Source organism: Actinacidiphila guanduensis (assembly GCF_900103985.1).
Taxonomy (GTDB): domain Bacteria; phylum Actinomycetota; class Actinomycetes; order Streptomycetales; family Streptomycetaceae; genus Actinacidiphila; species Actinacidiphila guanduensis.
In genome coordinates this window covers 123,641-148,263 of record NZ_FNIE01000003.1, presented here as the reverse complement: position 1 = coordinate 148,263, position 24,623 = coordinate 123,641, and the positions used below count along the sequence as shown (strand labels likewise).

At 74.5% G+C, this 24,623-nt stretch carries 19 protein-coding genes and 2 pseudogenes; 9 read left to right on the top strand and 12 right to left on the bottom strand.

The genetic code is table 11. The features are described from left to right. Positions 1 to 7: 7 nt before the first annotated feature. Entirely contained in the window at positions 8 to 580 is a 573-nt protein-coding gene (locus BLR33_RS06980; protein ID WP_093783403.1) for a cob(I)yrinic acid a,c-diamide adenosyltransferase, read from the bottom strand. Positions 581 to 746: 166 nt separating this feature from the next. On the opposite strand from BLR33_RS06980, the gene BLR33_RS06975 reads away from it, so the two are divergent. The 3 genes from BLR33_RS06975 (at position 747) to BLR33_RS36685 (ending at position 5,786) form a co-directional block, all read left to right on the top strand. Further along, positions 747 to 1,595: a 3-hydroxyacyl-CoA dehydrogenase family protein gene (locus BLR33_RS06975; RefSeq protein WP_093783402.1), complete on the top strand. Its 849-nt coding sequence runs from the start codon at positions 747 to 749 to the stop codon at positions 1,593 to 1,595. A 145-nt stretch (positions 1,596 to 1,740) separates the two neighbouring features. After that, positions 1,741 to 2,049 (top strand): STAS domain-containing protein, encoded by a 309-nt coding sequence (locus BLR33_RS06970; RefSeq protein ID WP_093783401.1) that lies wholly within the window; start codon positions 1,741 to 1,743, stop codon positions 2,047 to 2,049. A 188-nt stretch (positions 2,050 to 2,237) separates the two neighbouring features. After that, positions 2,238 to 5,786 (top strand): hypothetical protein, encoded by a 3,549-nt coding sequence (locus BLR33_RS36685; protein ID WP_093783400.1) that lies wholly within the window; start codon positions 2,238 to 2,240, stop codon positions 5,784 to 5,786. Positions 5,787 to 6,368: 582 nt separating this feature from the next. Here the strand turns inward: BLR33_RS36685 and nucS are convergent. Then, the gene (gene nucS, locus BLR33_RS06960) at positions 6,369 to 7,028 is read right to left on the bottom strand and encodes an endonuclease NucS (RefSeq protein ID WP_093783399.1); all 660 of its coding nucleotides are present in this window, start codon (positions 7,026 to 7,028) and stop codon (positions 6,369 to 6,371) included. Positions 7,029 to 7,251: 223 nt separating this feature from the next. On the opposite strand from nucS, the gene BLR33_RS06955 reads away from it, so the two are divergent. Continuing rightward, positions 7,252 to 7,644 carry an SCO5389 family protein gene (locus BLR33_RS06955; RefSeq protein WP_093783398.1) on the top strand — a complete coding sequence of 131 codons (393 nt, stop codon included), beginning with the start codon at positions 7,252 to 7,254 and terminating at the stop codon, positions 7,642 to 7,644. Between the two features lie 106 nt (positions 7,645 to 7,750). Here BLR33_RS06955 and BLR33_RS06950 read toward each other — a convergent pair whose 3' ends face one another. Then, positions 7,751 to 8,776, bottom strand: a complete 1,026-nt coding sequence (locus BLR33_RS06950) for an LLM class flavin-dependent oxidoreductase (RefSeq protein ID WP_093783397.1) — start codon at positions 8,774 to 8,776, stop codon at positions 7,751 to 7,753. A gap of 302 nt (positions 8,777 to 9,078) precedes the next feature. Between BLR33_RS06950 and BLR33_RS06945 the strand changes: the two genes are divergently transcribed. After that, complete coding sequence (locus tag BLR33_RS06945; protein WP_093783396.1) at positions 9,079 to 9,387, top strand: ATP/GTP-binding protein; 309 nt, start codon at positions 9,079 to 9,081, stop codon at positions 9,385 to 9,387. A gap of 78 nt (positions 9,388 to 9,465) precedes the next feature. Here BLR33_RS06945 and BLR33_RS06940 read toward each other — a convergent pair whose 3' ends face one another. From BLR33_RS06940 to mce, 5 genes and pseudogenes are all read right to left on the bottom strand, one after another. Beyond that, on the bottom strand, positions 9,466 to 10,239 hold the full coding sequence (locus BLR33_RS06940; protein ID WP_093783395.1) for an ABC transporter permease: 774 nt from the start codon (positions 10,237 to 10,239) through the stop codon (positions 9,466 to 9,468). 205 nt (positions 10,240 to 10,444) lie between these two features. After that, a pseudogene (locus BLR33_RS06935) lies at positions 10,445 to 11,425 on the bottom strand (ABC transporter ATP-binding protein); the annotation flags it as partial. A 122-nt stretch (positions 11,426 to 11,547) separates the two neighbouring features. Continuing rightward, a complete protein-coding gene (locus tag BLR33_RS06930) occupies positions 11,548 to 12,486 on the bottom strand; it encodes a coiled-coil domain-containing protein (protein WP_093783393.1) in 939 nt (312 codons plus the stop codon). Between the two features lie 105 nt (positions 12,487 to 12,591). After that, on the bottom strand, positions 12,592 to 16,149 hold the full coding sequence (gene scy / locus BLR33_RS06925; RefSeq protein ID WP_093783392.1) for a polarized growth protein Scy: 3,558 nt from the start codon (positions 16,147 to 16,149) through the stop codon (positions 12,592 to 12,594). Positions 16,150 to 16,449: 300 nt separating this feature from the next. Continuing rightward, a complete protein-coding gene (mce, locus tag BLR33_RS06920; RefSeq protein ID WP_093783391.1) occupies positions 16,450 to 16,896 on the bottom strand; it encodes a methylmalonyl-CoA epimerase in 447 nt (148 codons plus the stop codon). A gap of 137 nt (positions 16,897 to 17,033) precedes the next feature. On the opposite strand from mce, the gene BLR33_RS06915 reads away from it, so the two are divergent. After that, positions 17,034 to 18,257: an acetyl-CoA C-acetyltransferase gene (locus BLR33_RS06915; RefSeq protein WP_093783390.1), complete on the top strand. Its 1,224-nt coding sequence runs from the start codon at positions 17,034 to 17,036 to the stop codon at positions 18,255 to 18,257. 289 nt (positions 18,258 to 18,546) lie between these two features. After that, positions 18,547 to 19,512 carry a methylmalonyl Co-A mutase-associated GTPase MeaB gene (gene meaB / locus BLR33_RS06910; RefSeq protein WP_093783773.1) on the top strand — a complete coding sequence of 322 codons (966 nt, stop codon included), beginning with the start codon at positions 18,547 to 18,549 and terminating at the stop codon, positions 19,510 to 19,512. A 34-nt stretch (positions 19,513 to 19,546) separates the two neighbouring features. On the opposite strand, the gene BLR33_RS06905 is transcribed toward meaB, so the two are convergent. After that, positions 19,547 to 20,122 carry a Uma2 family endonuclease gene (locus BLR33_RS06905; protein ID WP_245771227.1) on the bottom strand — a complete coding sequence of 192 codons (576 nt, stop codon included), beginning with the start codon at positions 20,120 to 20,122 and terminating at the stop codon, positions 19,547 to 19,549. A gap of 116 nt (positions 20,123 to 20,238) precedes the next feature. Continuing rightward, entirely contained in the window at positions 20,239 to 21,609 is a 1,371-nt protein-coding gene (locus BLR33_RS06900; RefSeq protein WP_107408848.1) for an MFS transporter, read from the bottom strand. A 70-nt stretch (positions 21,610 to 21,679) separates the two neighbouring features. Between BLR33_RS06900 and BLR33_RS06895 the strand changes: the two genes are divergently transcribed. Further along, positions 21,680 to 22,720 carry an ArsR/SmtB family transcription factor gene (locus BLR33_RS06895; protein WP_093783389.1) on the top strand — a complete coding sequence of 347 codons (1,041 nt, stop codon included), beginning with the start codon at positions 21,680 to 21,682 and terminating at the stop codon, positions 22,718 to 22,720. A gap of 97 nt (positions 22,721 to 22,817) precedes the next feature. Here BLR33_RS06895 and BLR33_RS06890 read toward each other — a convergent pair whose 3' ends face one another. Beyond that, complete coding sequence (locus tag BLR33_RS06890) at positions 22,818 to 23,111, bottom strand: MTH1187 family thiamine-binding protein (protein ID WP_093783388.1); 294 nt, start codon at positions 23,109 to 23,111, stop codon at positions 22,818 to 22,820. Next, positions 23,108 to 23,491, bottom strand: coding sequence for a DUF3817 domain-containing protein (locus BLR33_RS06885; protein ID WP_093783387.1), 384 nt, complete (start codon positions 23,489 to 23,491; stop codon positions 23,108 to 23,110). The genes BLR33_RS06890 and BLR33_RS06885 overlap by 4 nt, the downstream gene beginning before the upstream one ends. A 241-nt stretch (positions 23,492 to 23,732) precedes the next feature. Here BLR33_RS06885 and BLR33_RS06880 point away from each other — a divergent pair. Then, a pseudogene (locus tag BLR33_RS06880) lies at positions 23,733 to 24,485 on the top strand (DUF2127 domain-containing protein); the annotation flags it as partial. Positions 24,486 to 24,623: the final 138 nt, after the last annotated feature.

The following is a 24,623-nucleotide window of genomic DNA, read 5'->3' as shown; positions in this document are numbered from 1 at the left end:
GCGGTGCTCAGCGGTTCCCGCCGGGCACCCACAGCACGTCGCCGCGCTCCTTGTTGGCGCTGCGGGCCAGGATGAACAGCAGGTCCGACAGGCGGTTGAGGTAGGTGGCGGTGAGCGCGTTCATCGTCTCGCCGTGCTCGGCGAGCGCCGCCCAGGTGGAGCGCTCGGCGCGGCGGACGACGGTCGCCGCCTGGTGGAGCAGGGCGGCGCCCGGGGTGCCGCCGGGCAGGATGAAGCTGTTCAGCTTCTCCAGGCCGGCCAGGAAGCGGTCGCAGTCCTCCTCCAGCCGGTCCACGTAGGACTGCACGACGCGCAGCGGCGGGTGCTCGGGGTCGGGCACCACGGGGGTGGCGAGGTCGGCGCCCACGTCGAACAGGTCGTTCTGCACGCGCGTCAGGACGGCCGCGATGTCCTCGGGCAGGGCGCCGAGGGCGAGGGCGGTGCCGATGGCGGCGTTCGCCTCGTTGGCGTCGGCGTAGGCGGCGATCCGGGTGTCGGTCTTCGCCGTGCGGCTCATGTCGCCCAGGGCGGTGGTGCCGTCGTCGCCGGTGCGGGTGTAGATGCGGGTGAGGTGGACCATGCCCGCGAGCGTACCGAGCCCGAGGCCCCGTCAGAGGCGCCCGCGCCGCCGAGACGGTGCGACCAAGGACACACGGTGACGCGCCCGACATCATGCTGCGCTCGGTGCGTGCCCGGCGCTATCGTCCGGCAGACGCCCCAACTACCCCAACGGAGAGGTGTGTGCCGTGGCGAAGAAGCTCGCCGTCATCGGAGCCGGACTGATGGGCTCCGGCATTGCGCAGGTGTCCGCGCAGGCGGGTTACGAGGTGGTGCTGCGGGACGTCACCGACGCGGCGCTCGCCCGGGGGAAGGACGCCATCGCCGCGTCCTACGCGAAGTTCACCGAGAAGGGCCGGCTCAGCGAGCAGGACGCCGAGGCCGCGCTCGCCCGGATCACCACCACCACCGACCTGGACGCCGCGGCCGACGCGGACATCGTGGTGGAGGCGGTCTTCGAGCAGATCGACGTCAAGCGGGAGATCTTCCGCACCCTTGACGGCCTGGTCGGCGACGACACCGTGCTCGCCTCCAACACCTCCGCCATCCCGATCACCAAGATCGCCGCCGCGACCGGCCGGCCCGAACGCGTGGTGGGCACCCACTTCTTCTCGCCGGTGCCGCTCATGCAGCTGTGCGAGCTGGTGCGCGGCCACAAGACCAGCGACGAAACGCTGGCCCGGGCCCGGGAGTTCGCCGAGAGCGCGGGCAAGACCTGCGTGGTCGTCAACCGGGACGTGGCGGGCTTCGTCACCACCCGGCTGATCTCGGCGCTGGTGGTGGAGGCCGTCAAGCTCCACGAGTCGGGCGTCGCCACCGCCGAGGACATCGACACCGCCTGCAAGCTCGGCTTCGGCCACGCCATGGGCCCGCTGGCCACCGCGGACCTGACGGGCGTGGACATCCTGCTGCACGCCGCGGAGAACATCTACACCGAGTCGCAGGACGAGAAGTTCGCCCCGCCGGAGCTGATGCGCCGCATGGTCGACGCCGGCGACCTGGGCCGCAAGAGCGGCCAGGGCTTCTACACGTACTAACCGGCGTCACTCGGATGAGTGAATTCGGTATCGGTTCGCTCACGGGCGGCAACTTCTGTATACGACGGACCGTCAGTTGTGTGAAGACAGAACGGGTCCATGCCGCCCACGCGGCGTACACACCAGCACTGTCCGGGGAGTGACTATGCACATCAGGGGCGACCACGCCGAGCTGGTCGTCGGGGGCCGCCTCGACGTCCGCAGCGCGGCGGACGCCCGTACGGCCCTGCACACCGCGCTCGACTCCGGCCAGGGCGACCTTGTCCTGGACCTGACCGAACTCGACTCCTGGGACGCCACCGGGCTCGGCGTGATCATGGGCGCCCACCGGCGGGCCGGCCGGGGCGGGCGCCGGCTCGTGCTGCGCGGGGTGCCCCCGCAGATGCAGCGCCTCCTGGTGGCCACCCGGCTGCACCGCATCCTCGCCATCGAGGCGACCGCGTCGGATAGGTGAGCAGAAGGTGACGTAAGGGGAGGCGGGCACCCCGGCACTTCATGGATGCCCGGTCAGCCCTTAGAGTTTGCGCATCGATGGCCAGGAGGCGTGCCACCGCGTGCGCCGCAAAGGGGATCCGGGCGGCCGGCGCGATTCGCCGCAGCCCGTGCAGCCCCCCACCGTGACGCACCTTGGGGGCGTACGACATGGATCACACCGAGGGTTTCGGCTCCGCCCCGGACCCGGACACCGGCAGCGGCACCGAGGGCGCGCCCGGCTCCGGCACCTCGCCCTTCGGCGCGTCCTCGCAGGGCTGGACCGGCCCGCAGACCACCGCGTTCGACGCCTTCGCGGCCGGCGCCCCCGGACAGCGCGGGCCGCGGCACCCCACCGGGCCCGGTGAGCCCCACGAGCCCTTCGGCCCGGTGCCGGACCTCGACGACGACAGCCTCGGCCTGACCGCGGGCGCGGGCGCGATCGCCCGGCTCAGCGGCGCCGAGAGCTTCGACGCCTTCGGCCCCGCCGCGGCCGCGGACGGCGACGCCGCCCCGCACGAGGAGGACCCCGACCGCTACGACAGCGGCGAGCTGACCGTCTTCGGAGCGGCCAGCCAGGAGGAGGGCGGCCCGGACGCGGCCGACGAGGGCGAGGACGACGGGGAGGACGTGAACGTCTTCGGCGTCGGCCTCGCCGAGCCCGCGGCCGAGGGACCGGGCCAGGAGCTCGTGCCCTACATATCCGGCGGGCGCGAGGTCGAGACGCTGTCGGGTGCCGCCGGCGGCGGGGGAGCCGAGGACGCGGCCGAGGTGCCCGACGACGGTGACGACGCCGAGGAGAGCGGCGGGTCCGCGGTGGACGCCGTCTTCGCCGCCTTCGGGCCGGCCCCGGGCGGGTCCACCCCGGCGGACTCCTCCGGCGGGCCGGCCGGGAGCCCGGCGGAGGGGAGCTTCGACGCCTTCGGGTCCGGTGCGCCTTCCGCACCCGCCCCCGGCGGCTCCGGCGGGTTCGGCGTCTCCGATGCGGCCGCCGGCAGCTCCTTCGACCCCTTCGGCGGCCCCGCCACCCCCGAAAGCCCGGTTGCCTCCGGCGGGTTCGACGCCCCCGCCGACTCCCCGCGCGGCTTCGACGCCTTCGGCAGCGCGCCTGCGGCCGGCGGCTCCTTCGACGCCTTCGGGACGGGCGCCCGCGGCAAGGCCGACCCCGCCGGGACCTTCGACGCCTTCGGCACCGGGGCCCGCAACGCCGCCGGGGACACCGGCTCGCTGCCCGCCCTGCGCCGCTCCGGCACCCCCTCCCTCTTCGACGGCTCCGCGCCCGTACCCGGCACCGCCCGGCCCGCGCGGGACCCGCTCGCCCCCGACGCCGGCACCGGCCACGGCGGCGGCAGCGCCCGTGTCGAGCAGGTCGTCACCGCCGGATACCTGCTGACCATCAACCACGTGGACGGCACCGAAGTCAGCCCGTGCCCGCCCGAGCAGGAGCAGGTGCCCGTACGCCGCTCCCGCGAGGAGCGCGAGCGGCAGGTCGCCGCCCGCCGCCCCACCCCGCCGCCCGGCCCGCCCGGGCCCGAACTGCCGCTGCTGGAGCGGGAGGAGGACCGCGAACGGCTGATCCGCCTGCTCGGCCGCGGCCGCTCCATACGCGTCACCGGCCCGTCCGGGGCCGGCCGCACCGCCCTGCTGGAGTCCGTCGCCCACGCCTGCGGCGACCTCGCGCCCGACGGCGTGCTGTGGCTCTCCGGCTACCACCGCACCGCCGCCGACCTGCTCCAGGACCTCTACACCCTGGTCTACGCCGGCGAGCGCTACCGCCCCACCCGCACCGAACTGCCCGGCCTGCTGCGGCAGACCGGCGCCGTGGTCGTCGTGGACGACCTGGAGATCGGCGGCGCCGCGCTGGAGGAACTGCTCGCCGCCGCGCCCGAGTGCGCCTTCCTGATGGCCGCGACGCCCGACGTGTCGCCCCCGGCAGCGGAGTCGGCGGTCGAGGAGGTGCTGCTGTCCGGGCTCAGCCGCGGGGCCTGCACCGAACTGCTCCAACTCGCCGCCGGACGGCCCTTGGAGGACGACGAGGCGGCCTGGGCGGCCGACCTGTGGTTCGAGTCCGAGGGACTGCCGCTGCGCTTCCTGCAGGCCGGAGCCCTTTTGCGGCAGCGCGACGCCCAGCGCCGCCCGCACACCGGGCCGGACCGCGAGGAGGGCTGGGAGCACGGCACCCCGCCGATACCCGACCTCTCGCCCTTCGACGGCCCCGCCGCCGCCCCGGCCGTGCCCGCGCTGCCGCCCAGGCCGCGCACCGCCCCCGCCGCGCCGCTGCCCGCCTCCGCGGTGCCGCTGCCGCCGCTCGCCGAGAGCGCCGCCCCCGCCGACCTGCTCGCCGCGCGGCTGAGCGACTCCGGCCGCGAGGCGCTCGCCTTCGCCGTCGCCCTGGACGGCGAGTGCCCGCACCCCTCGCACCTGCCCGCGCTCGTGGGCGACACCCACGGGGACGCCGCGCTCGGCGAACTCACCGCGGTCGGCCTCGCCGTCCCGGTGGACGCGCACTTCCGGCTCGCCGCCGGGGTCACCGAGCAACTGGCCGCCTCGCTGAACGGCGACGGCGAACTGAGCGACGTGCAGGCCCACACCGCCGCCCTGCACTACGCCTGGTGGACCGGCCACCCCTCCGTCACCCCCGAGCGGGCCGCCGCCGAGTCCGAGGCGATCATCGCGGCGATGACGGCCTGCCGCGACGGCGGCCACGCGAGCGCCGCGGTGCTGCTGGCCCGCACCGTCGCCCCCGCGTTCGCCGCGGCGCTGCACTGGGGCGCCTGGGAGCGGACGCTGCGGGTCGGGCAGGAGGCGGCCCGGCTCTCCGGCGAGGTCGCCGAAGAGGCGTACTTCCTGCACGAGTTGGGCGTCCTCGCGCTCTGCCAGGGCAACGCCGACCGGGCGCGGGCGGAACTGGAGGCGTCCATCGCGCTGCGGGCCGCGCTCGCCGACCGGCAGGGCACGGTCGTGGGCCGCAGGACGCTCGCGCTCGTGGACGACATGGAGGGCGCGGCCGGCGCCGCCGGTACCGCTCCCGCTCTCCCCGCCGCTCCCGCGGCCCTCACGGAGGAGACGGCGGTCCTGCCGCAGTTGCTGGAGCTGCCGCCGGCCACGGTCGAGGCGCTCGCCCTCTTCCCGCCGCTGGACCCCGCGCCGGCGCTGCCCGAGGCGGCTCCGACGATCGTGGGCAAGCCGGTGGCTGCCGCCGGCTCCGGGTCCTCCGGCGCCCGGCGCTTCCCGGTGATCGGCTCCCGCCGCACCCTGGTCGCCGTGGGCACGGCCGTCGTCCTGGCCGCGGTCCTGGGCACGATCGTCACCCTGGGCGCCACGTCCCACGACACCCCCGACAACAACCAGGTCAAGCCGCTCGAATCCGTCCAGCAGGACCCTCCGGTGGACGACGAGGCGACGTCGTCGGCCGATGCGACGACCACCTCGCCGAAGTCGACGTCCGGCTCTCCATCGGCGACGACGACCTCGGCGACGCCCTCTACGCCGGCCGGCACCTCAACGGCTCCGCAGGGTGGCAGCATCACCTCGCCTCCGGCCGACCAGTCGACGACGCCCCCGGCTCACAACGGCGACGGCGGCCCGAGTTCGCACCCCACCACGAAGCCCGGGCACCCGACTCAGACGACAAAGCCGCCGACGACCCCTCCGACGACCCCTTCGACCACGCCTTCCACCACCCCGCCCACTACGCCCACGGAGACGCCCACCGGTTGACGCGGTCGCCACCGCGCGGGCGGCCCGGAGCGGACCGGGGTGCCCCTGCGGCCCGGTGGCGGGGTCCATCGCCGTCCGAACTGGGCGCGCAGTTCCCCGCGCCCCTCGGGTTCCCGTCTGCCTCACGGGGTCGTATGCCGTCCAGAGGCCGGTGGCCTCTGGAGGTGCCCCCTCTGGGCGCGCAGTTCCCCGCGCCCCAGGAACGGTAACGCGTCTGCCCCGCCAGGTCCGTTGCCGGCCGCCAGGCCGGTCGGTGGTTGTGGGGGTACCCCCTCTGGGGGAGCAGTTTCCCGCGCCCCTTTACGGCAACCCGTCTGCCCCACGGGGCTGTCGGCCGTCGCGAGGCCGGTGGTCTCTTCTGGGGGTACCCCCTCTGGGGGAGCAGTTCCCCGCGCCCCTGTTGAGCTTGCCCTTTGCGCGCACAGCGAGCCCCGTACAACCCAGGGGCGCTGGGGGTACCTCCCAGGCGAAGCCCTGGGGGAGGAACTGCGCGACCAGCCATCCTCCTGCCTGCGGCCGGGAACGCGTGGAAGCCCCTACGGCGGGGAGCCGCCCTCCGTGGAAACCGGGCGGCGGGGACCCTCAGAAGAGGCGGAGCTTGTCGTCCTCGATGCCGCGCAGCGCGTCGTAGTCGAGCACGACGCAGTCGATGCCCCGGTCCAGGGCGAGCACCCGCGCCTGCGGCTTGATCTCCTGCGCGGCGAAGATGCCCTTGACGGGCGCCAGCAGGCTGTCCCGGTTGAGGAGTTCGAGGTAGCGGGTGAGCTGCTCGACACCGTCGATCTCCCCGCGCCGCTTGATCTCGATCGCCACCGTCCCGCCGGCGGCGTCGCGGCACAGGATGTCCACCGGGCCGATCGCCGTGGGGTACTCGCGGCGGATCAGCGACCAGCCCTCACCCAGGACCTCCATGCGGTCGGCGAGCAGCTCCTGCAAGTGCGCCTCGACGCCGTCCTTGATCAGGCCGGGGTCCACGCCCAGTTCGTGCGAGGAGTCGTGCAGTATCTCCTCGATCGTGATGATCAGCTGCTCGCCCGCCTTGTTGGTGACCGTCCAGACGTCGTCGGTCTCCTTGAGGGAGCACGGCGGCGACATCCAGTTCAGCGGCTTGTAGGCGCGGTCGTCCGCGTGCACGGACAGGCTGCCGTCCGCCTTGATCAGCAGCAGCCGGGTGGCCGAGGGGAGGTGGGCGGAGAGCCGCCCGGCGTAGTCCACGGAGCAGCGGGCGATGACGAGGCGCATGGTCGGCAACGCTACCCGCCCGCGCCCCCGCCCGGAAAATTGGCTGGTTGTGGGCGCTGCCGCCTGGTGCGGCCGCGCGGGGGACCCCTACGGTTGAAGCTCGGGAGCCGCGCACCGCACGCAGGCGGCCCCGGGCACACCCGTCCTCCCCCACGGCCGCGCGCGGCTGGGGGGTGCCCGCAGACCCCGTCCCCCGGGACGCGCGGTCAGGAGAGGAGTACCCATGTCCCTCGACGTCTCACCGGCCCTTCTCGCGCAGGCCGAGCGAGGCGAGGTCGACGAGCGGGAGTTCGTCGACTGCGTCCGGACCTCCCTCCCTTACGCGTGGGAGATGATCAGCACGCTGACGGCCCGACTGAAGGTCGACGGGGGCGACTTCGCCGACAACCAGGTGCCGCCGCCGAGCGAGAAGGAGCGCGGCCAGCTGCTGCGCGCGCTCGCCAGCGACTCCATCCGCGGTGCCCTGCAGCGGCACTTCGGGGTCCGGCTGGCCTTCCAGAACTGCCACCGGGTCGCGGTCTTCCCGCTCGACGCCGCGGACGGGGACAGCTACCGCGACTTCACCTCGATCCGCTCCCAACTGCTCAACCAGTCACCGGAGTTGCGCGACTGCTGAGGCCCCAGGGCGGGCCGGCGGCTGCGGCCCCGGCCCGCCACCCGCCGGCGCGCCCGGCCGTGACGAGCGGCAGCGGGCCCGGCAACTCCCCGTCGCCTAACGGGATTCAGGCCAGTTCCGGCAGCACCTCGCCGCCCAGCCGCGCCACGTTCGCCACTGTGGCGTCGGTGTCGCCCGAGCCCTCGGCGAGGAGGGCGAAGCGGGTGATCCCGGTGCGGTGCGCGGTGGCCGCGAGCCGGTCCGCGCACAGCCGCGGGGTGCCCACCGGGTGCAGGGCGCACAGCAGCTCGGTGTACTCCACCGGGTCCCGCATCGGCCGCACCGAGCCGTCGTACGTGCGGTGGGCGCCGAGCCCGTGCCGCAGCCAGCCCGGCATCGCCTTCAGCAGCGTCTCCACGGCGTCGGCCCGGGTGTCGGCGACCTGGACCACTCCCGCCGAGACGTGGCCCGCCTCCGCCACCTCCTGCGGGTCGCGGCCCGCCTCCAGCGCCGCCTGCCGCCACAGCGCGACCATGCCGGCCTTCTCCTCGTCGCCGCAGTGCATGCCCAGCAGCATCGGCAGGCCGTGGCGGGCGGCGAGGCGGACCGTGGCCGGCGAGGTGCAGGCCACCACGACCTGCGGTCCCGCCGGGCCCTCCGGCTCGGCCGGCCGCGGCACCACCGCGACCTCACGGAAGGCGTAGCGGGGGCCGTCCGCGCCCACCGCGGGCTCGCTCAGCCAGCGCAGCAGCAGCTCCAGCGACTCGGGGAAGCCGTGCTCGAAGGCGTCCGGGCCGGCGCCGAAGACCTCCAGGTCCACCCAGGGGCCGCCGCGGCCCACGCCGAGCGTGAAGCGCCCGCCGGAGGCCAGGTGCAGCAGCGCGGCCTGCTCGCCGAGCGCCACCGGGTGCGCGGTGGGCAGCACGCTCACCGCGGTGCCCACCCCGATCCGGGAGGTGCGGCCGAGCACCATCGCGGCCAGCGTGACCGCCGACGGGCAGACGCCGTAGGGCACGAAGTGGTGCTCCGCGAGCCAGACCGCGTCCAGCCCCGCGGCCTCGGTCGCCTCCGCCGCGGCCAGCGCCCGGTGGAGCGCCTCCCCTTGGCCCTGACCGGGGAACTGGGCGGCAAGTACGAACGTCCCCACGCGCATCGCTCACTCCCTCTTTGCCGGTCCAACGTCCTGGCACGTGCCCAAGGCACGGCTTCGGGGGCGTTCTCATGATTGTCGGCAGTGCCGCGACCCCTGCGGGGACGCCTGCCCGGCGATCGGCCCGGTGCTTCCTCCGGCGCCCGCCCGCACCGTGCCCGTGCGCGGCCCGCCCGCGGCGCACGGCACGCATCCCGCACACCTGGCGCCTCTTTGTCCAGTGCCGCGTATAACCTGGACGGACAGCCTGATTCCGACCAGTAGCCGTCCGGCCGGCCCCGCCGGACAGAGGCGCGAGGTGAGCCGTGTCGCCGCGACGCAACCACCAGAACCGGCCCCGGCCGGCCGAACGCGAGAGCGGCTTCGGCACCCCCGCCACCCAGGAGTGGCGGGGCGAGGACTGGGTGGTGCGGCCGATCGCCGGCAGCGCCGCGGGCAAGCACTACCGCTGCCCCGGCTGCGACCAGGAGATCCCGCCCGGCGTCGGCCACGTCGTCGCCTGGCGCGAGTACGACGGGCTGGACGACCGGCGGCACTGGCACCGCGCCTGCTGGAACGCCAGGGACCGCCGCACCAGCAAGGTGCAGCGGTCCCGTAACGCGCCCCGGTACTGAGCCGGTCGTGAACCGGTTGCGAGTCGATCCTGAGTCGGTCCTGAGCCGTTCGGGCCGGTGGCCCGGTCCGGGCGCCCCTCAGGCGTCCCTGTTGCGCAGGACCAGGTAGCCGCCGAGGAGGGCGGCCGCCACCCAGATCGCCATGATGAGGATGCCGCCCCAGGGGCCGTAGTGCGTGTGATCGTCGGAGGACGGCACCACCTGCATGATCTTCTGGCCGGCCTGGTCGGGGAAGTAGCGCGCCACCGACTTGACCTTCGGCACCGCCGACAGGATCGGCGAGACCAGGAAGAAGAACGGCATCAGGATGCCGAGCCCCAGCATCGGGCTGCGCAGCATCGCCGCCGCGCCCACGCAGAGCAGCACCAGCAGCGTCATGTAGAGGCCGGCGCCGAACACCGCGCGCAGCACGCCCGGGTCGCCGATCTGCGCCTTGTGCGGGCCGAGCAGCGCCTGGCCGACGAAGAAGGTCAGAAAGCTCGTCACCATGCCGACGACCAGCGCCAGCAGGCCCGCCACCGCGACCTTCGCCAGGTAGAAGTGGCCGCGCTGCGGCACCGCGGCCAGCGAGGTGCGGATCATGCCGGTGCTGTACTCGCTGGAGAACACCAGCACCCCGAAGACGATCAGCGCGAGCTGACCGAGCGTCATGCCGAAGAAGCTGGTGTTCGTCGGGTCGAAGGTGAGCTTGTCGGACGTCGACATCGAGTCCCACTGGCTGTTGAAGACCAGGCAGATCACGGCGCCGAGGACGAGGGTGACGAGGAAGGCGAGGGCGAGGGTCCACACGGTGGAGCGCACCGAGCGGATCTTCGTCCACTCCGACTGCAGGACGGCGGAGGTGGCGGCCATGTCAGCGCCCCTTCCGCTTGCCGGAGTCGCGCCAGCCCGCGCCCCACTGGGGCTGCCCCGGCGGCTGGTAGGGCGGCTGCTGCTGCGGCGGGCCCTGCTGGCCCTGCTGTCCCGGGTAGGGCTGCTGGTACGGCGACGGCGGCACCGGCGGCCCCTGCTGCCCCTGGTACGGCTGCGGGGGCTGCACGACCGGCGGCTGCACCTGGCCCGGCGGCAGCGGCGGCGCGGGCTGTCCCGGGGCGCCGGCCGGCTGCCAGGGGCCGCCGGCCGGGACGGGCCCCGGCCCACCCGCGTGGTACTCCACCGACTCCGCGGTGAGCTGCATGAACGCTTCCTCCAACGACGCCCGCTGCGGGCTGAGTTCGTGCAGCACCAGCTGATGCCGGGCCGCGAGTTCGCCGAGCGCCGCCGCGTCGGCACCGGGGACCTCGAAGGAGCCGTCGGCGCTCTCCACCAGGGTGAGGCCGGCCGCGCTGCCCGCGTCCTTGAACTGCTCGCGCTGCGGGGTGCGCACCCGCACATAGGAGCGGGAGTTGCGCTCGATGAACTCCGACATCGAGGTGTCCGCCAGCAGCCGGCCGCGGCCGATGACGATGAGGTGGTCGGCGGTCAGCGCCATCTCGCTCATCAGGTGGCTGGAGACGAAGACGGTGCGGCCCTGGGCGGCCAGACCCTTCATCAGGTTGCGGATCCAGTGGATGCCCTCCGGGTCCAGCCCGTTGACCGGCTCGTCGAACATCAGGATCTCGGGGTCGCCGAGCAGGGCGCCGGCGATGCCCAGGCGCTGCCCCATGCCGAGCGAGAAGCCCTTGGAGCGCTTTTTGGCCACCGCCGTGAGGCCGACGGTCTCCAGCACCTCGTCCACCCTGCGGCGGGGGATGCGGTTGGACTGGGCCAGGCACAGCAGGTGGTTGTAGGCGGTGCGGCCGCCGTGGATCGCCTTGGCGTCCAGCAGCGCGCCGATGTACTTCAGCGGCTCGCTGAGCTGCGCGTAGTGCTTGCCGTCGATCCGCACGTCCCCGCTGGTGGGGGTGTCCAGGCCGAGCAGCATGCGCATGGTGGTGGACTTGCCGGCTCCATTGGGCCCGAGGAAGCCGGTCACCACGCCGGGGCGCACGGTGAAGGTCAGATGGTCGACAGCGGTCTTGTCCCCGTACCGCTTGGTGAGCCCCTGCAACTCAATCATGCAGCGAGGCTACAAGAGAGCGCACAACCCCCGCCCGAGGAGGGGCGGGGGTTGTGGACAAACGCTCCGGCCGAGAACCGGCCGGCACTCCGGCCGGCAACCGGCCGACGCTGCGGCAGGTGTCAGCGGGACTGCTGGGCCGGCACCCCGCGGGAGACCGGCTCGTCGTCGGCGGGCGAGCCCGCCGCGGCGACCGCGGCACCGGTGAGGGTGGCCAGCATCTCGCGCACGTTCGTCAGCTGCGCGTTGATGCTGTCGCGGCGGTTGGTGAGCGCCGCCAGCTCGCGCTCGGACTCGCTGCGGATCCGGTCGGCCTTGGCGTTCGCGTCCGCGACGATGTCCTCGGACTGCCGCTGCGCGGTCTCCACCGTCTGGCGGGCCCGGCGCTCGGCGTCCGTACGCAGCTTCTCGGCCTCCAGGCGCAGCTGCTCGGCGCGGTGCTCGATCTCCGCCAGCCGCTTCTCCGCCTTGGCCTGACGGGACGCCAGGTCACGCTCGGACTGCTCGCGCCGCTTGGCGAGGTTGGTCTCGAAGTCGGCCGCGGCCTGGGCGGCCTTGGCGCGGGTCTCCTCGAAGAGGGCGTCGGCCTCCTCGCGCTTGGCGGAGGCGTCCTTCTGGGCCTCGGCGCGCAGCTGGGTCGCGTCGCCCTTGGCCTTGTCGACGATCCGCGCGCCCTCGTCCTCGGCCTTGGCCTTGCGGTCGGCGGCGTACGCCTCGGCGTCGCTGCGCACCTGCGCGGCCGCGGACTCGGCCAGCTCGCGGTGCTGCTCCGCGGCCCGGCGGGCCTCCTCGCGCAGGTCCTTCGCCTCCTCCTCGGCGAGGCGGAGGATCTTCTCCACGCGGGCGCCGAGCCCGGCGTAGGAGGGCTCGGAGTCCGAGACCTGGGCCTGGGCGTTCTGCGTCTCGAGGTGCAGTTCCTCGATGCGCTTCTCCAGCGCGGTGATGCGGGTCAGCGCGCTGTCACGGTCGGCGACGAGCTTGGTGATGCGGTCGTCCACCTGTCCGCGGTCGTATCCGCGACGCACGAGCTCGAAGCCGAAAGGGGAGGAAGTGTCGCTCATGGGGTTCCTGTCGATGATTCAGACCGGTGAGGTGATAGGGGGAATCCTAGGGGGCGCGGCGGCGTGTCACCGAGCCATTGCTTATTCGATATGGAGAATGTGCACTCAATCGAGTTGAGCATCTTCGATGCGCTTGCCGCTCGCACGCGTGGTCGGGGCGCCCGCAGCAGCGGCGACGGCGCTCTTGCCGCCGCCCGAGCCGGGGGCTTCGAAGGACTCCAGCGCCTCGAGCACGTCCTGCACCCGTGAGATCTCGGCGTTGATGTCCTCCCTGCGGCGCACCAGGGTCTCCAACTCCCTTCTGCCCTCGGCCACGATGCGCTCGGCCTCGGCACGGGCCTCCCCCTTGACCCGCTCCGCCTCGCGCTCGGCCTCCGCCTTCTTCTGCTCGGCCTCCTTGAGCAGGCCCTCGACCTTCTTCACCGCGGCGATGCGCACCTTGCTCGCCTCCGACGTCGCGGTGGAGCGGATCTCGGCGGCCTTGGCCTCGGCCTCCGCGAGCTGCCCGGTGGCCGCGGCCACCAGCTTGTCGACCCGCTCGCCGACCGACTTCATCGCCTCCGCGGCCTCCTTGCGGGCCCGCTCGTGCAGCTCCTCCACCTCGGTCTCGACCCGGCGGCGCAGCTCCTCGGTGCGGTTGCGGATGGCGGTGGCGTCGGTGCGCGCCTCCACCAGCAGCGTATCGGCGTCGGTACGGGCCCGCTCCACCAGGCCGTTGCCCTCCGCGGTGGCCTCGGCGACGATCCGCTCGGCCTCCGCGCGGGCCGCCCCCACCATGGTGTCGGCCTGCTCCTCGGCGGCGGTCTGGGTGGCGACCGCCTCCGCCTGCGCCTTGCCGATCAGTTCGTCGGCCTGCTCGGCGGCCTCGCTGCGGCGCTTGTTGGCCGCCTCGCGGGCCTCGTCGAGCAATTGCTGGGACTGCGCCCGCGACCGCTCGGCCTCCTGCTCGGCCCGCTCCAGGGCCTCCTTGGCGAGCCGGTCCAGGCGCTCGGCCTCGGCCCGCGCCTTGCCGACCAGCTGGTCCGCCTGGTTGGCGGCGTCGGTGCGCATCCGGTTGGCGTCCTCGCGCGCCTCGGTACGCAGCCGGTCGGACTCCTCGATCGCCTCGCCGACAGTGCGGTCGGCCAGCGCCCGGGCCGCCTCGGACTCCTCCTGCGCCACCCGGCGCATCCGGGCGGCGTCCTCACCGGCCCGCTCCCGCTCGGAGTTGGCGTCGGCGTGCAGCCGGTCGGCCTCGCCCTGCGCCTCGGCCCGCAGCCGCTCGGCGGCGTGCTCGGCGGCCGAGCGCAGCCCGGCGATCTCCTCCTCGGCCTCCTGGCGCAGCCCGGCGACGGAGTCGCGCACCTGCTGGGCGTGCGCCTCCGCGGCGGCCACCAGCTCGGTCGCCCGCTGCTCGGCCTCGGCGACCAGCCGGTCCGCCTCGGCGCCCGCGTCCTCCACCCGGCGGCGGGCGGTGGCGAGCAACTCCTCGCTCTCCCGGCGGGCCTGGGCGCGCTCCTGCTCGGCCTCGCTGCGGGCGGCGCCCAGCACCTCCTCGGCCTCGCGGCGGCGCCTGGCGGCCTCCTCGCGGGCGGCCTCCAGCGCCTCGGCGGCCTCCACGCCCAGCCGTTCGGCGGCGGCCGCGGCCTCCGCGCGCAGCCGGTCGGCGGTCTCCTGGGCCTCGGTCCTGCGCTGCTCGGCCTCCGCGGCGGCCTCGGCCTGCAGCCGTACCGCGACGCTCTCGCCCTCGGCGCGGGTCTGGGCCGCGTCCGCGGCCGCCTCGTCGCGCAGCCGGACCGCCTCGGTCTCGGCCTGCTTCTGCAGGGTGCGGACCCGCTCGGCGGTCTCCGACCGCAGCCGCTCGGCCTCCTCGGCCGCCTCGGCGCGGATCCGGTCCGCCTCGGCGCCCGCGTCGCGCAGCGCGGCCTCGGCGGCGCCGACCCGGGCCTCGGCCTCCTCGCGCAGCCGGGTCAGGTCCGCCTCGGCCTCGGCCCGCATCCGCGCGCCCACGGCCTCGGCCTCGCTGCGGGCGTCGGCCAGCGCCTGCTCGGCGGCCTCCTTGGCGGACTCCGCGTGCCGGGCCGCCTCCGCGCGCAGCTCGTCGGCCTCCGCGCGGGCCTGCCGCAGCGCCTCCTCCGCCTTGGAGTTGAGCGCCGAGGCGCGCTCGACGGACTCGGTGCGCATCCGCTCGGCCTCGCCGGCGGCGGCCTGGCGCACCTCGTCGCTGTCGGCCTTCGCCTTGGCCAGCAGCTCCTCGGCCCGGCTCGCGGCCTCCTCGATCTGCTGGACGGCCTCGCGCCTGGCCTCGCCGCGGATGCGCTCGCCCTCGGCGACCGCTTCGGCCCGCAACTGCTCGGCCTCGCCGCGCAGTCGGCGGGCCTCCTCCTGCAACTCCACGGTCCTGGCGCGGTATTCGGCCGTGTCGTCCTGGGCGGCGCCGCGCAGCTCCTGGGCCGACGCCTCGGCCTCCGCACGCAGCCGCTCGGCCTCCGCGTCGGCCTCCCGGCGGATCCGCTCGGCCTCCTCGGCGGCCGCCTTGGTGGCCGAACGGGCGTCCTCCGACGCCTTGGTGAGGATTTCCTCGGCCGACCTCGCGGCCTGTGCGAGCTGGGCCGCGGCGTCCTCGGTGGCCTTCGCGCGGGCGGTCTCGGCGGCCTCGGCCTTGATCCGCTCGGCCTCGGCCCGGGCGTCGGCGACCGCCTGCTCGGCCTCGGCCTTGGCGGCCTCGGCCTCCTTGGTGGCCTCGGCGACCATGCGGGCGATCTCGGCGCGGGCGGTGCGGGTGCGCTGCTCGTTCTCGGTCTCCGCCGCGGCGAGCCGCTTGGCGGCGCCCGCGGTGGCCTCCTCGCGCAGCCGCTCGGCCTCCGCGCGGGCCTGCCGCAGCGTCTCCTCGGCCTCGCGGGCCCGCTCGTCGGCGAGCCGGGTCAGCTCGGTGGCCCTGATCCGGGCCTCGTCGGACTCGGTGCGGCTGGTGCTGCGCAGCTGCTCGGCCTCGGCGGTGGCCTCGCCGGCCTGCGCGGAGGCGGCGGTCAGCAGCCGCTCGGCGTCGGCGCGGGCCCGGCGCAGCAGCTGCTCGGCCTCGTTCCTGGCCGCCTCCGCCTCGGCGGTCAGCCGCTGGGCGGTCTGCTCGGCGACCCGGGTGGCCTCGGCGCGGGCCGCGGCCAGGGCCGCCTCGCTCTCCGCGCGGGTCTCCTCCAGGAGCCGCCGGGCCTGGGCCTCGCTGCGGGCCCGCAGCTGCTCGGCCCAGGCGACGTTCTCGTTGACGTGGGTCTCGACGGTGGCCCGCCGCTCGGCCAGCTCCTCGTCCAGCTGGCGGCGGCGGGCGACGGCCTCGGCGTGCCACTCGGCCTCGAAGCGGGCCTGGTGCTCGGCCTGCTCCTGGAGCAGCCGCTGGGTCTGGGCGCGGGCCTCGCGCAGCTCGCGCTCGGCGTCGGCGCGCAGCTGGTCGGCCTGGATCTGGGCGTTGCGCAGGAGCTGGTCGGCCTGGTGGCCGAGGTTGTCGTAGGCGGGCCGGGCGGCCAGGTTGCGGCGGGCCTCGTGCAGCTTGGCGCGCAGCACCTCGACCTGGTAGCCGAGGTCGTCGGCGTGGTCGACCGCCTTGCCGCGCTCGGTACGCAGCCGCTCCATCTCGGCTTCGAGCCGAGAGAGCTGGTCGTCAGCCCGGTAGCTGTCGTTGCCCCGCACTCCGCGGTCCCATCGGTCTCCTGGCGTCCTCACCCGCCAACCGGGTGAGATTCTCCGTCGCTCGGTTTGAAGGAACAGAGCTGTACGGAGAATGGTGTCAGATCTGCGTCGCGGAGCGGGAGCCCACCCGGGAGCGTGCTCCCCGGCCGCCCACCCCGGTCGGCCCCGGTCACTCTACCGGGCGGCGGCCGCCTTGGGTCAGTGGTCCGGAGCGGTCAGGGGGCGGTCCGCGGCGCGCGGAAGCACCTCGGGGGAGCGCCGGGGGAGTGCCCGGGGCGGGGGAGCGGCGGTGAGGGGTGCTCAGCCCTCGGCGGCGGCACGTGCGGCCCCCGCGGATTCCACCAGCTCGGTGAGCACGCCGTGGCAGTCCTTCGGGTGGAGGAAGGCGATCCGGGAGTCCATCGTGCCGTGCCGCGGCTCGGCGTCCAGCACCCGCACGCCCTTGCTGCGGATCTCGGCGGAGTCGCCCTCGACGTCCGGGGTGCCGAAGGCGATGTGGTGCACGCCCTCGCCGTTCTTCGCCAGCCACTTGCCGACCGGGGAGTCCTCGCGGGTGGGCTCCAGCAGCTGCAGGAAGGTGGCGCCGCCGTCGGAGGTCTCGTTGACCATCAGCATCGCCTCGCGGACGCCCTGCTCCTCGTTGACCTCGGTGTGGAACACCTCGAAGCCGTAGGTGGCCCGGTAGAACTCGGCGGTGGCGTCGAGGTCGCGGCACGCGATTCCGATGTGGTCGATACGAGTCAGCATGCAACACAGTGGACCGTACGGACATGTGGTCACGCAACGTGCGCGCCATCACACGATCCGCCGGGTGACCGATGCGCTACTGCTCAGTACATTGAAGATAACCCTCGTTAACCTCTCTTCCGCCGAAGGGGCCGCACATGACCAGTCAGGAAGCGCGCACCACCTCCGTCATCGTCGCCGGCGCCCGGACCCCGATGGGGCGGCTGCTGGGCAGCCTGCGCTCCTTCTCCGGAGCCGAGCTGGGCGCCATCGCCATCCGGGCGGCGCTGGAGCGGGCCGGCATCGGCGGCGAGCAGGTGCAGTACGTGATCATGGGACAGGTGCTGCAGGCCGGCGCGGGGCAGATCCCGGCCCGGCAGGCGGCGGTGAAGGCCGGCATCCCGATGAGCGTGCCGGCGCTCACGGTGAACAAGGTGTGCCTGTCGGGGCTGGACGCCATCGCGCTCGCCGACCAGCTGATCAGGGCCGGGGAGTTCGACATCGTGGTGGCCGGCGGCCAGGAGTCCATGACCAACGCGCCCCACCTGCTGCCCAAGTCCCGCGAGGGCCACAAGTACGGCGCGATGGAGCTGCTGGACTCCATGGCGCTCGACGGGCTCACCGACGCCTACGAGGGCATCGCCATGGGCGCCTCCACCGAGGCGCACAACGCCCGCCTCGGCATCGCCCGCGAGCCGCAGGACGAGTTCGCCGCGCTGTCCCACCAGCGGGCCGCCGCCGCCCGCAAGAACGGGCTCTTCGACGCCGAGATCACCCCGGTGGAGGTGCCGCAGCCCAAGGGCGAGCCGGTGGTCTTCGCGCAGGACGAGGGCATCCGCCCGGACACCACCGTCGAGCTGCTCTCCCGGCTGCGGCCGGCCTTCCCCGACGCCGACGGCCGGGGCACCATCACCGCCGGCTCCTCCTCGCAGATCTCCGACGGGGCCGCGGCGGTGGTCGTGATGAGCCGGGCCAAGGCCGAGGAGCTGGGCCTGGAGTGGCTCGCCGAGATCGGCGCGCACGGCAATGTGGCCGGGCCGGACAACTCCCTGCAGTCCCAGCCGTCGAACGCCATCAACCACGCGTTGGCCAAGGCCGGGCTGACCGTGGCCGACCTGGACCTGATCGAGATCAACGAGGCGTTCGCCGCGGTGGCCGTGCAGTCGATGAAGGACCTCGGGGTGACCCCGGAAAAGGTGAATGTCAACGGCGGCGCCATCGCGCTCGGTCACCCGATCGGGATGTCCGGGGCGCGTCTCGTGCTGCACCTCGCGCTCGAACTGCGCCGCCGCGGCGGCGGCACCGGCGCCGCGGCCCTGTGCGGGGGCGGCGGCCAGGGCGACGCCCTGATCATCCGCGTGCCCGGCGCCGGGGCGCAATAGCGCGGAGCGGGACCGAGCAGGGGTAAGAAGGAAGCGGAACGGGGCGGCCGCAGGCCGGCCGGCGGTGCGGCCGTGCTCCGGTGCGCGGCCGGTTCCGCAGCCCGGCGGGACTCGGGCGGCGGGGCCGGGCTCCGATGCGCGGACGGCGGTTCGGTGGCGCCCGGGCGTCGCCGGCGGTCCGCGGTGGTCCGGTCCGTGGTACGGCGGTGGTTCGGTCGGCGGTCGAGGAGAGAGAGCGGGCACGGTGAGCGGAGCGAAGGAGCAGGCGGCGGGCTCGGGCCGCGGCGGGGTGCGGCAGGTGGACGTCGCCGCCCTCGTCGAGCAGGCGCGCGAGGGGCGGCCGCGGGCCGTGGCGCGGCTGATCTCCCTGGTGGAGGGCGCCTCGCCGCAGTTGCGCGAGGTGATGGCCGCCCTCGCCCCGCTCACCGGCGGCGCCTACGTCGTCGGGCTCACCGGGTCGCCCGGCGTCGGCAAGTCCACCTCGACCTCCGCGCTGGTGACCGCGTACCGCAGGGCCGGGCGGCGGGTCGGCGTGCTCGCCGTCGACCCCTCCTCGCCGTTCTCCGGCGGCGCCCTGCTCGGCGACCGGGTGCGGATGTCCGAGCACGCCTCCGACCCGGGCGTCTACATCCGCTCGATGGCCACCCGCGGCCACCTCGGCGGCCTGGCCTGGGCCGCCCCGCAGGCGATCCGGGTGCTGGACGCCGCCGGGTGCGACGTGGTGCTGGTGGAGACGGTCGGCGTCGGCCAGTCCGAGGTGGAGATCGCCGCCCAGGCGGACACCTCGGTGGTGCTGCTCGCCCCCGGGATGGGCGACGGCATCCAGGCCGCCAAGGCCGGCATCCTGGAGATCGGCGACGTCTACGTGGTCAACAAGGCCGACCGGGACGGGGCCGACGCCACCGCCCGCGAGCTCAACCACATGCTGGGCCTGGGGGAGTCGCGCGCCCCGGGCGCCTGGCGGCCGCCGATCGTCAAGACGGTCGCCGCCCGCTCCGAGGGTACCGACGAACTCCTCGCCGCCCTCGACAAGCACCGCGCCTGGATGGACGAGCACGGCGTCCTCGCCGAGCGGCGCCGGGCCCGCGCCGCCAAGGAGATCGAGACCATCGCCCTGACCGATCTGCGCGCCCGGATAGCCGCCCCCGCCAGCGCCACCTCCCTGACCGCCCTGGCCGACCAGGTCACCCAGGGCACCCTGGACCCCTACACAGCAGCCGACACCCTCCTCACCGACCTCACCACCGCCCCCTGAGCCCTTTCCGAGCCCCCTTCGAGGCCGCCGCGGGTCAGCGCGCCAGATCGGCCGGCACCACGTCCAGAGCGAAGGGCACCGCGGTCTTGAACCGCTCGCGGTGCACGCCTGTGGCGACGTAGCCGCGGGTGGTGGCGTCCAACTCGTAGGTGTGCAGGACCGGCAGGCCGTTCTCGTCCTCGACGCGCCACAGGTGGTCGATGCCCGCGTCGGCGTACAGCCCCGGCTTCCAGCGGCGGTCGCGGTGCTCGGACTCGGCGGAGACGACCTCCACCACCAGCGCGACCTCCTCGGGCAGGAAGCGGGTGCGCTCGGGGTCGTAGGGCACGCGTGCGGCCACGATGTCGGGCTCGGGCCGGCTGCGGCGGTTCAGCTTCACGGTCATTTGGGCCTCGACGGTCCAGCCGGAGGGGGCCGCGGCCTCCAGGGCGGCGGTGAGGCGGCGGATCACCCGGTCGTGCCGACTGCGTCGCGGCGATGTGTCGAGGATCAGGGCTCCGTCGAGCAGTTCGATGTGGCGAGGAGCATCCGGCGGGAGCAGGTCCAGGTCGTCCGCCTCCCACCCGGTGTCCCGTGGCGGATACATCCACGACGGCAGTGCTGTGCTCACCGCGGCGCTCCCTTCGGTGAGGATCATGGGCACCGGCGCCCGGTGCGGCCGGCACCGCCGGCGTATCGGGGTGTGCGGGTCGGCTCCGCCGCTCCGGCGCGGTGCGGCGGGGGGCGTCAGGCGGGGGTGGGGACGCCGGTGTCGCGGACCGAGCGGAGGACGGCCAGGACGCTTGCCGTGCCGATCAGGCCGGCGCCGCAGATGACCGCGTACGGGGGGACCGCCTCGGCGACCGCGCCGCCCGCGGCCATGCCGACACCCTGCAGGGTCATCAGGCCCGCGCCCATCAACGTCATGGCGCTGCCGCGCAGTTCGGGCGGCACCACGTGGACGAACCAGCGGTCCATGCCCAGGGCGTAGGCCGCGCACAGCCCGGTGAGCACCAGCAGCGCCACCGACAGCGGCAGCGAGGGGTTCACGCAGAAGACGGCCATCGGCAGCAGGGACAGGGCGGCCAGCGGAATCGCGATACGGTCACGGGCCCGCGCGTCCAGCAGGGTGCCGGCCAGCACCTCGCTGGCCACCGTGCCGGCCGGCATCGCCGCCAGGAAGACGCCGTAACCGACCGCGCCCGCGCCCGCGTCCGCGGCGAAGGGCACCGCCACCCCCTCGGCCACCCCGAAGAACATCGGCGGCACCCACCACATCAGCATCAGCGCCCTGATCCGGGGGTGCCCCATGATCTCCCCGGTCGCCGCCAGCGACTGCCGCATCAGCGCCGCCTTGCGGCTGCTGCGGGCCGGCCGGCTGCGGGTGCCCAGCCGCAGCAGCAGCGCCGAGCACAGGAACGTGCAGACCGTCACCAGCAGCGTCTGCCGCGGGCTCAGCCACGCCACGATCAGCCCGGCCAGCCCGAAGCCGACGATCTGCGAGCCCTGCGAGACGATCCGGATCAGCGAGCGGCCCAGCACGAACAGGTCGCCGGTGAGGATGTCGCCCAGGCTCGCCGCCCTGGTGCCGGTGAAGAGCGTGGCGATCATCGACGTCACCACCCGCAGTAGGAACAGCGCCGCCAGCGGCATCCCCGGCACGATCATCGCCGCGATGCACACCGCCGACAGCAGGTCGCAGCCGACCAGCACCTGCCGGGAGGGGAAGCGGTCGGCGATCCCGGACAGCAGCAGGCCGCTGAGCGCGAACGGCAGCACGGTCAGCGCGAAGACCAGCGCGGTCAGCACCGCCGAGTCCGTCTCCCGGTAGACCAGGACGGCCAGCGCGACCTCGGAGACCACCGTGCCCAGCATGGACAGCACATGGGCGGCGAACATCGCCCGGAACTCCCGTACCGCGAAGACCGCGCCGTACCCGGCGCTCGTGGCGCCGTCCTCGCCCGTGCCGGCGGAGCCGCCACCGCTGCCGTCCGCGGCGCCGCCCGTGCTCTGGTTGGCGCTCTCGGGCCTGGTCCCGGGGGTGGTGGGAGTCGGGTCCGGTGCGGCCGGCGACGGCGGGGTGCCCTCACGAGGGGGCTGCTCGCTGTCCGTTGTCATGACATCACACTGGTGGCATTGGCCCCACCCGTCGTAGTCTTTCGGCCTCCGCCGAATCTTGGGGGGCGTGATGTCGTTTCGCATGCGTTTTGCGGCAGAGGACCTGCTACGGTGCCGGTTCGCGATCTCGCCGTTGCGCGAGACGCAAGGGGCGATCAGGACCCTGTCCCGCCCCGACCGGCACGGCTACCACCTGCCCTGGCTGCGCCAGGTCCGCTCCGCGGCCGCAAGCCTCGACCTCGCCGCCTTCTGGCTGCTCGCCCCCGAGAACGGCTACGGCCCCGACTTCCTGCACCCCGTGCCCGAAGTCCCGCTGGCCACGCTGGAGGACGAACTGGCCGCCGTGCGGGCCACCGACCCCGACACGGCCCGCCGGCAGATCGCCCAGGCACTCGCCCAGACCCCCGGCGCCGCCCGCACCCGCCGCGGCCGCGGCATGCTCGCCGACCCGGCCGGCACCGTGGCCCAGCTCGCCGGGCTCTACGCCCACGTCTGGTCCGAATTGCTTGCCCCGCACTGGCCCCGGCTGCGCGCCGTCCTGGAGGCCGATGTCGCCTACCACGCACGGCGGTTGGCCGACGGCGGCATGCAGCGCCTGTTCACCGGCCTGCACCCCAGGCTCAGCTGGCACGACGGCGCCCTGGACGCGGTGTCTGCCACCCACCCGCGTCCCCCGGAGCCCGGTGAGGCCCCGGTCGCGGCGGAACCCGGCGGCGAGCAGGGGGTCGCCGCCCCCGCGGGCGGGCTCGTGCTGGTGCCCAGCGTCTTCTTCTGGCCCGAGTCGGGCAGTGCCTTCGACCCGCCCTGGCAGCCCACCGTGGTCTACCCGGCCCGCGGCATCGGCGGGTTGTGGGCGCAGAGCGGCCCGGCCGCCTCCACCGCGCTGGTCAGACTGCTCGGCCCCAACCGCGCGGCCATACTGACCGGCATCGACGCCCCGACCACCACCACCGCGCTCGCCCACCGGCACGCGATGGCGATGTCCTCGGTCTCCGCGCACCTGGCCGTCCTGCGTGACGCCGGCCTGCTGCGCTCGCGCCGCTACGGCCACCAGGTGCTCTACGAGCGCACCCCGCTCGGCATCGCCGTCGCGACCGGTGGGCTGCTCTGAACGGCCCGCTGACGAACAGCGCGCGCGTGCAGGGCCCGCGCAGGAGCGGCCGGTACAAGAACGGGGCGGACAGCGCGCGTTCGAACGGCCGCCCCGCTCATTGGGCCAGGTAGCGCTCGACCGTCTCGACCTTCGAGGTCAGCCCGTCGGTGACCGAGGGCCGCAGGTCGGCCTTGAGCACCAGCGAGACCCGCGGCGCGCGCGCCTCCACAGCCGCCACCGCCTGCTTCACCACGGCCATCACCTCGTCCCACTCGCCTTCGATCGAGGTGAACATCGCGTCGGTCCGGTTCGGCAGCCCGGACTCGCGCACCACCCGCACGGCGTCCGCGACGTATTCGCCGACGTCCTCGCCCACCCCGAGCGGGGTGACGGAGAAAGCCACGATCACGCCGGGGTCACCGCCTGGCCCGGCTCCTGCTCCTGGGCGTCCTGCGCGCCTTGCTCCTGCTTCGTACGGGCCGCGGCGACCGCCTCCTCGCACTCGCGGGCCAGCATCCGCTCGGCGAAGAAGCCGCCGGTGGGCAGGATGGACAGCGCCAGGTACAGCGCCGAGCGCCCCAGCGGCCAGCGCGCGCGGTTCCACGCGTCGGCCCAGAAGAGCACGTAGACGATGAACAGCACCCCGTGGATCGGGCCGAGCACCGGCACCGCGTTGAAGTCGGTGGTGTACTTCAGCAGGGTGCAGACCAGCAGGATCAGGAACGAGGCCGCCTCGGGGGCGGAGACGAGGCGGAGCCGGCGCAGCGCGGCGGCGGTCTTCAGGTCCACGGGAACCTCTCTTCCGTAGTCCTTGTGAAGGCGATCACAAGGTCGCCCTCCATTATCACCGGACCGTATCGATGGCCATACGCCGGGGTCGGCAACCACCCGGCAGGCGATAACGTCCCCTTCCACGGAAGACCGCAGCCGCCGCACCGACACAGCACCGACCGCGGCACCGACCGCCGCACCGACACGGCACCGGCACCGCACCGACCGCAGCACCGACCGAATCCACGGGGACGAGACGATGAGCATCGACTGGGACCGCAGGCACTGCGCCCGCAAGGGCCACATCACCTACGCGCCCGACGAGCCGCGCCTGCACGCCAGGCTGCAGACCAGCACCGCGGTCGGCACCGCCTGGCGCTGCCTGCGCTGCGGCGACTTCGTCCTCGGCGAGCCGCACGGCCGCGGCCCCGCCGCCGAGGCGCCCCTGGTGCCCCGCGGCCGCGCGCTGCGCGACCTGTTCATCCTGCGCTTCCTCGCCGTGGAGCGGGTGCTGCGCGGCGTCCTGGTGATCCTCGCCGCCTGGGCGGTGTGGAAGTTCTCCAACTCCCAGGACGCGGTGCGCCGCCTCTTCGAGGACGACCTGACCGTCTTCCGCCCGGTCGCCCACCACTTCGGCTACGACCTGGACCACTCGCCGGTCGTCGACACCATCCAGAAGACCTTCGACTACAAGAAGTCCACCCTCCACGAGGTGGCCGCGGGGCTGCTCGGCTACGCCCTGATCGAGACCGTCGAGGGCGTCGGCCTGTGGTTCGGCAAGCGCTGGGCGGAATACCTCGCGGTCGTTGCCACCGCGGCCTTCCTGCCGATCGAGGTCTACGAACTCACCGAGAAGACCAGCTGGTTCAAGATCGGCACCCTCGCGCTCAACGTGCTCGCCGTCCTCTACATCCTCATCGGCAAGCGGCTGTTCGGGCTGCGCGGCGGGCACGCCGCCTTCGAGGCCCAGCGGCGCGGCGCCTCCCTCATCGAGGTCGAGGCCGCCGCCGGCGAGGCCACGGGCACCGCCAAGGCACCGCTGCCGGTCCGGGAGCGCGGCGCGGCGGCCGGTCCCGCAGCCGGTCCCGCAGCCGGTCCTGCGGCCGGGCCCGGGGCTGCTTCTGCGGCTCCTGCGGCTCCTGCCAAAGCC

Coding starts and splice junctions, on each gene's coding strand:
- BLR33_RS06980 (WP_093783403.1), bottom strand. CDS start 580: ATGGTCCACCTCACCCGCATCTACACCCGCACCGGCGACGACGGCACC.
- BLR33_RS06970 (WP_093783401.1), top strand. CDS start 1,741: ATGCACATCAGGGGCGACCACGCCGAGCTGGTCGTCGGGGGCCGCCTC.
- BLR33_RS36685 (WP_093783400.1), top strand. CDS start 2,238: ATGGATCACACCGAGGGTTTCGGCTCCGCCCCGGACCCGGACACCGGC.
- nucS (WP_093783399.1), bottom strand. CDS start 7,028: ATGCGCCTCGTCATCGCCCGCTGCTCCGTGGACTACGCCGGGCGGCTC.
- BLR33_RS06955 (WP_093783398.1), top strand. CDS start 7,252: ATGTCCCTCGACGTCTCACCGGCCCTTCTCGCGCAGGCCGAGCGAGGC.
- BLR33_RS06950 (WP_093783397.1), bottom strand. CDS start 8,776: ATGCGCGTGGGGACGTTCGTACTTGCCGCCCAGTTCCCCGGTCAGGGC.
- BLR33_RS06940 (WP_093783395.1), bottom strand. CDS start 10,239: ATGGCCGCCACCTCCGCCGTCCTGCAGTCGGAGTGGACGAAGATCCGC.
- BLR33_RS06930 (WP_093783393.1), bottom strand. CDS start 12,486: ATGAGCGACACTTCCTCCCCTTTCGGCTTCGAGCTCGTGCGTCGCGGA.
- mce (WP_093783391.1), bottom strand. CDS start 16,896: ATGCTGACTCGTATCGACCACATCGGAATCGCGTGCCGCGACCTCGAC.
- BLR33_RS06915 (WP_093783390.1), top strand. CDS start 17,034: ATGACCAGTCAGGAAGCGCGCACCACCTCCGTCATCGTCGCCGGCGCC.
- BLR33_RS06900 (WP_107408848.1), bottom strand. CDS start 21,609: ATGACAACGGACAGCGAGCAGCCCCCTCGTGAGGGCACCCCGCCGTCG.
- BLR33_RS06895 (WP_093783389.1), top strand. CDS start 21,680: ATGTCGTTTCGCATGCGTTTTGCGGCAGAGGACCTGCTACGGTGCCGG.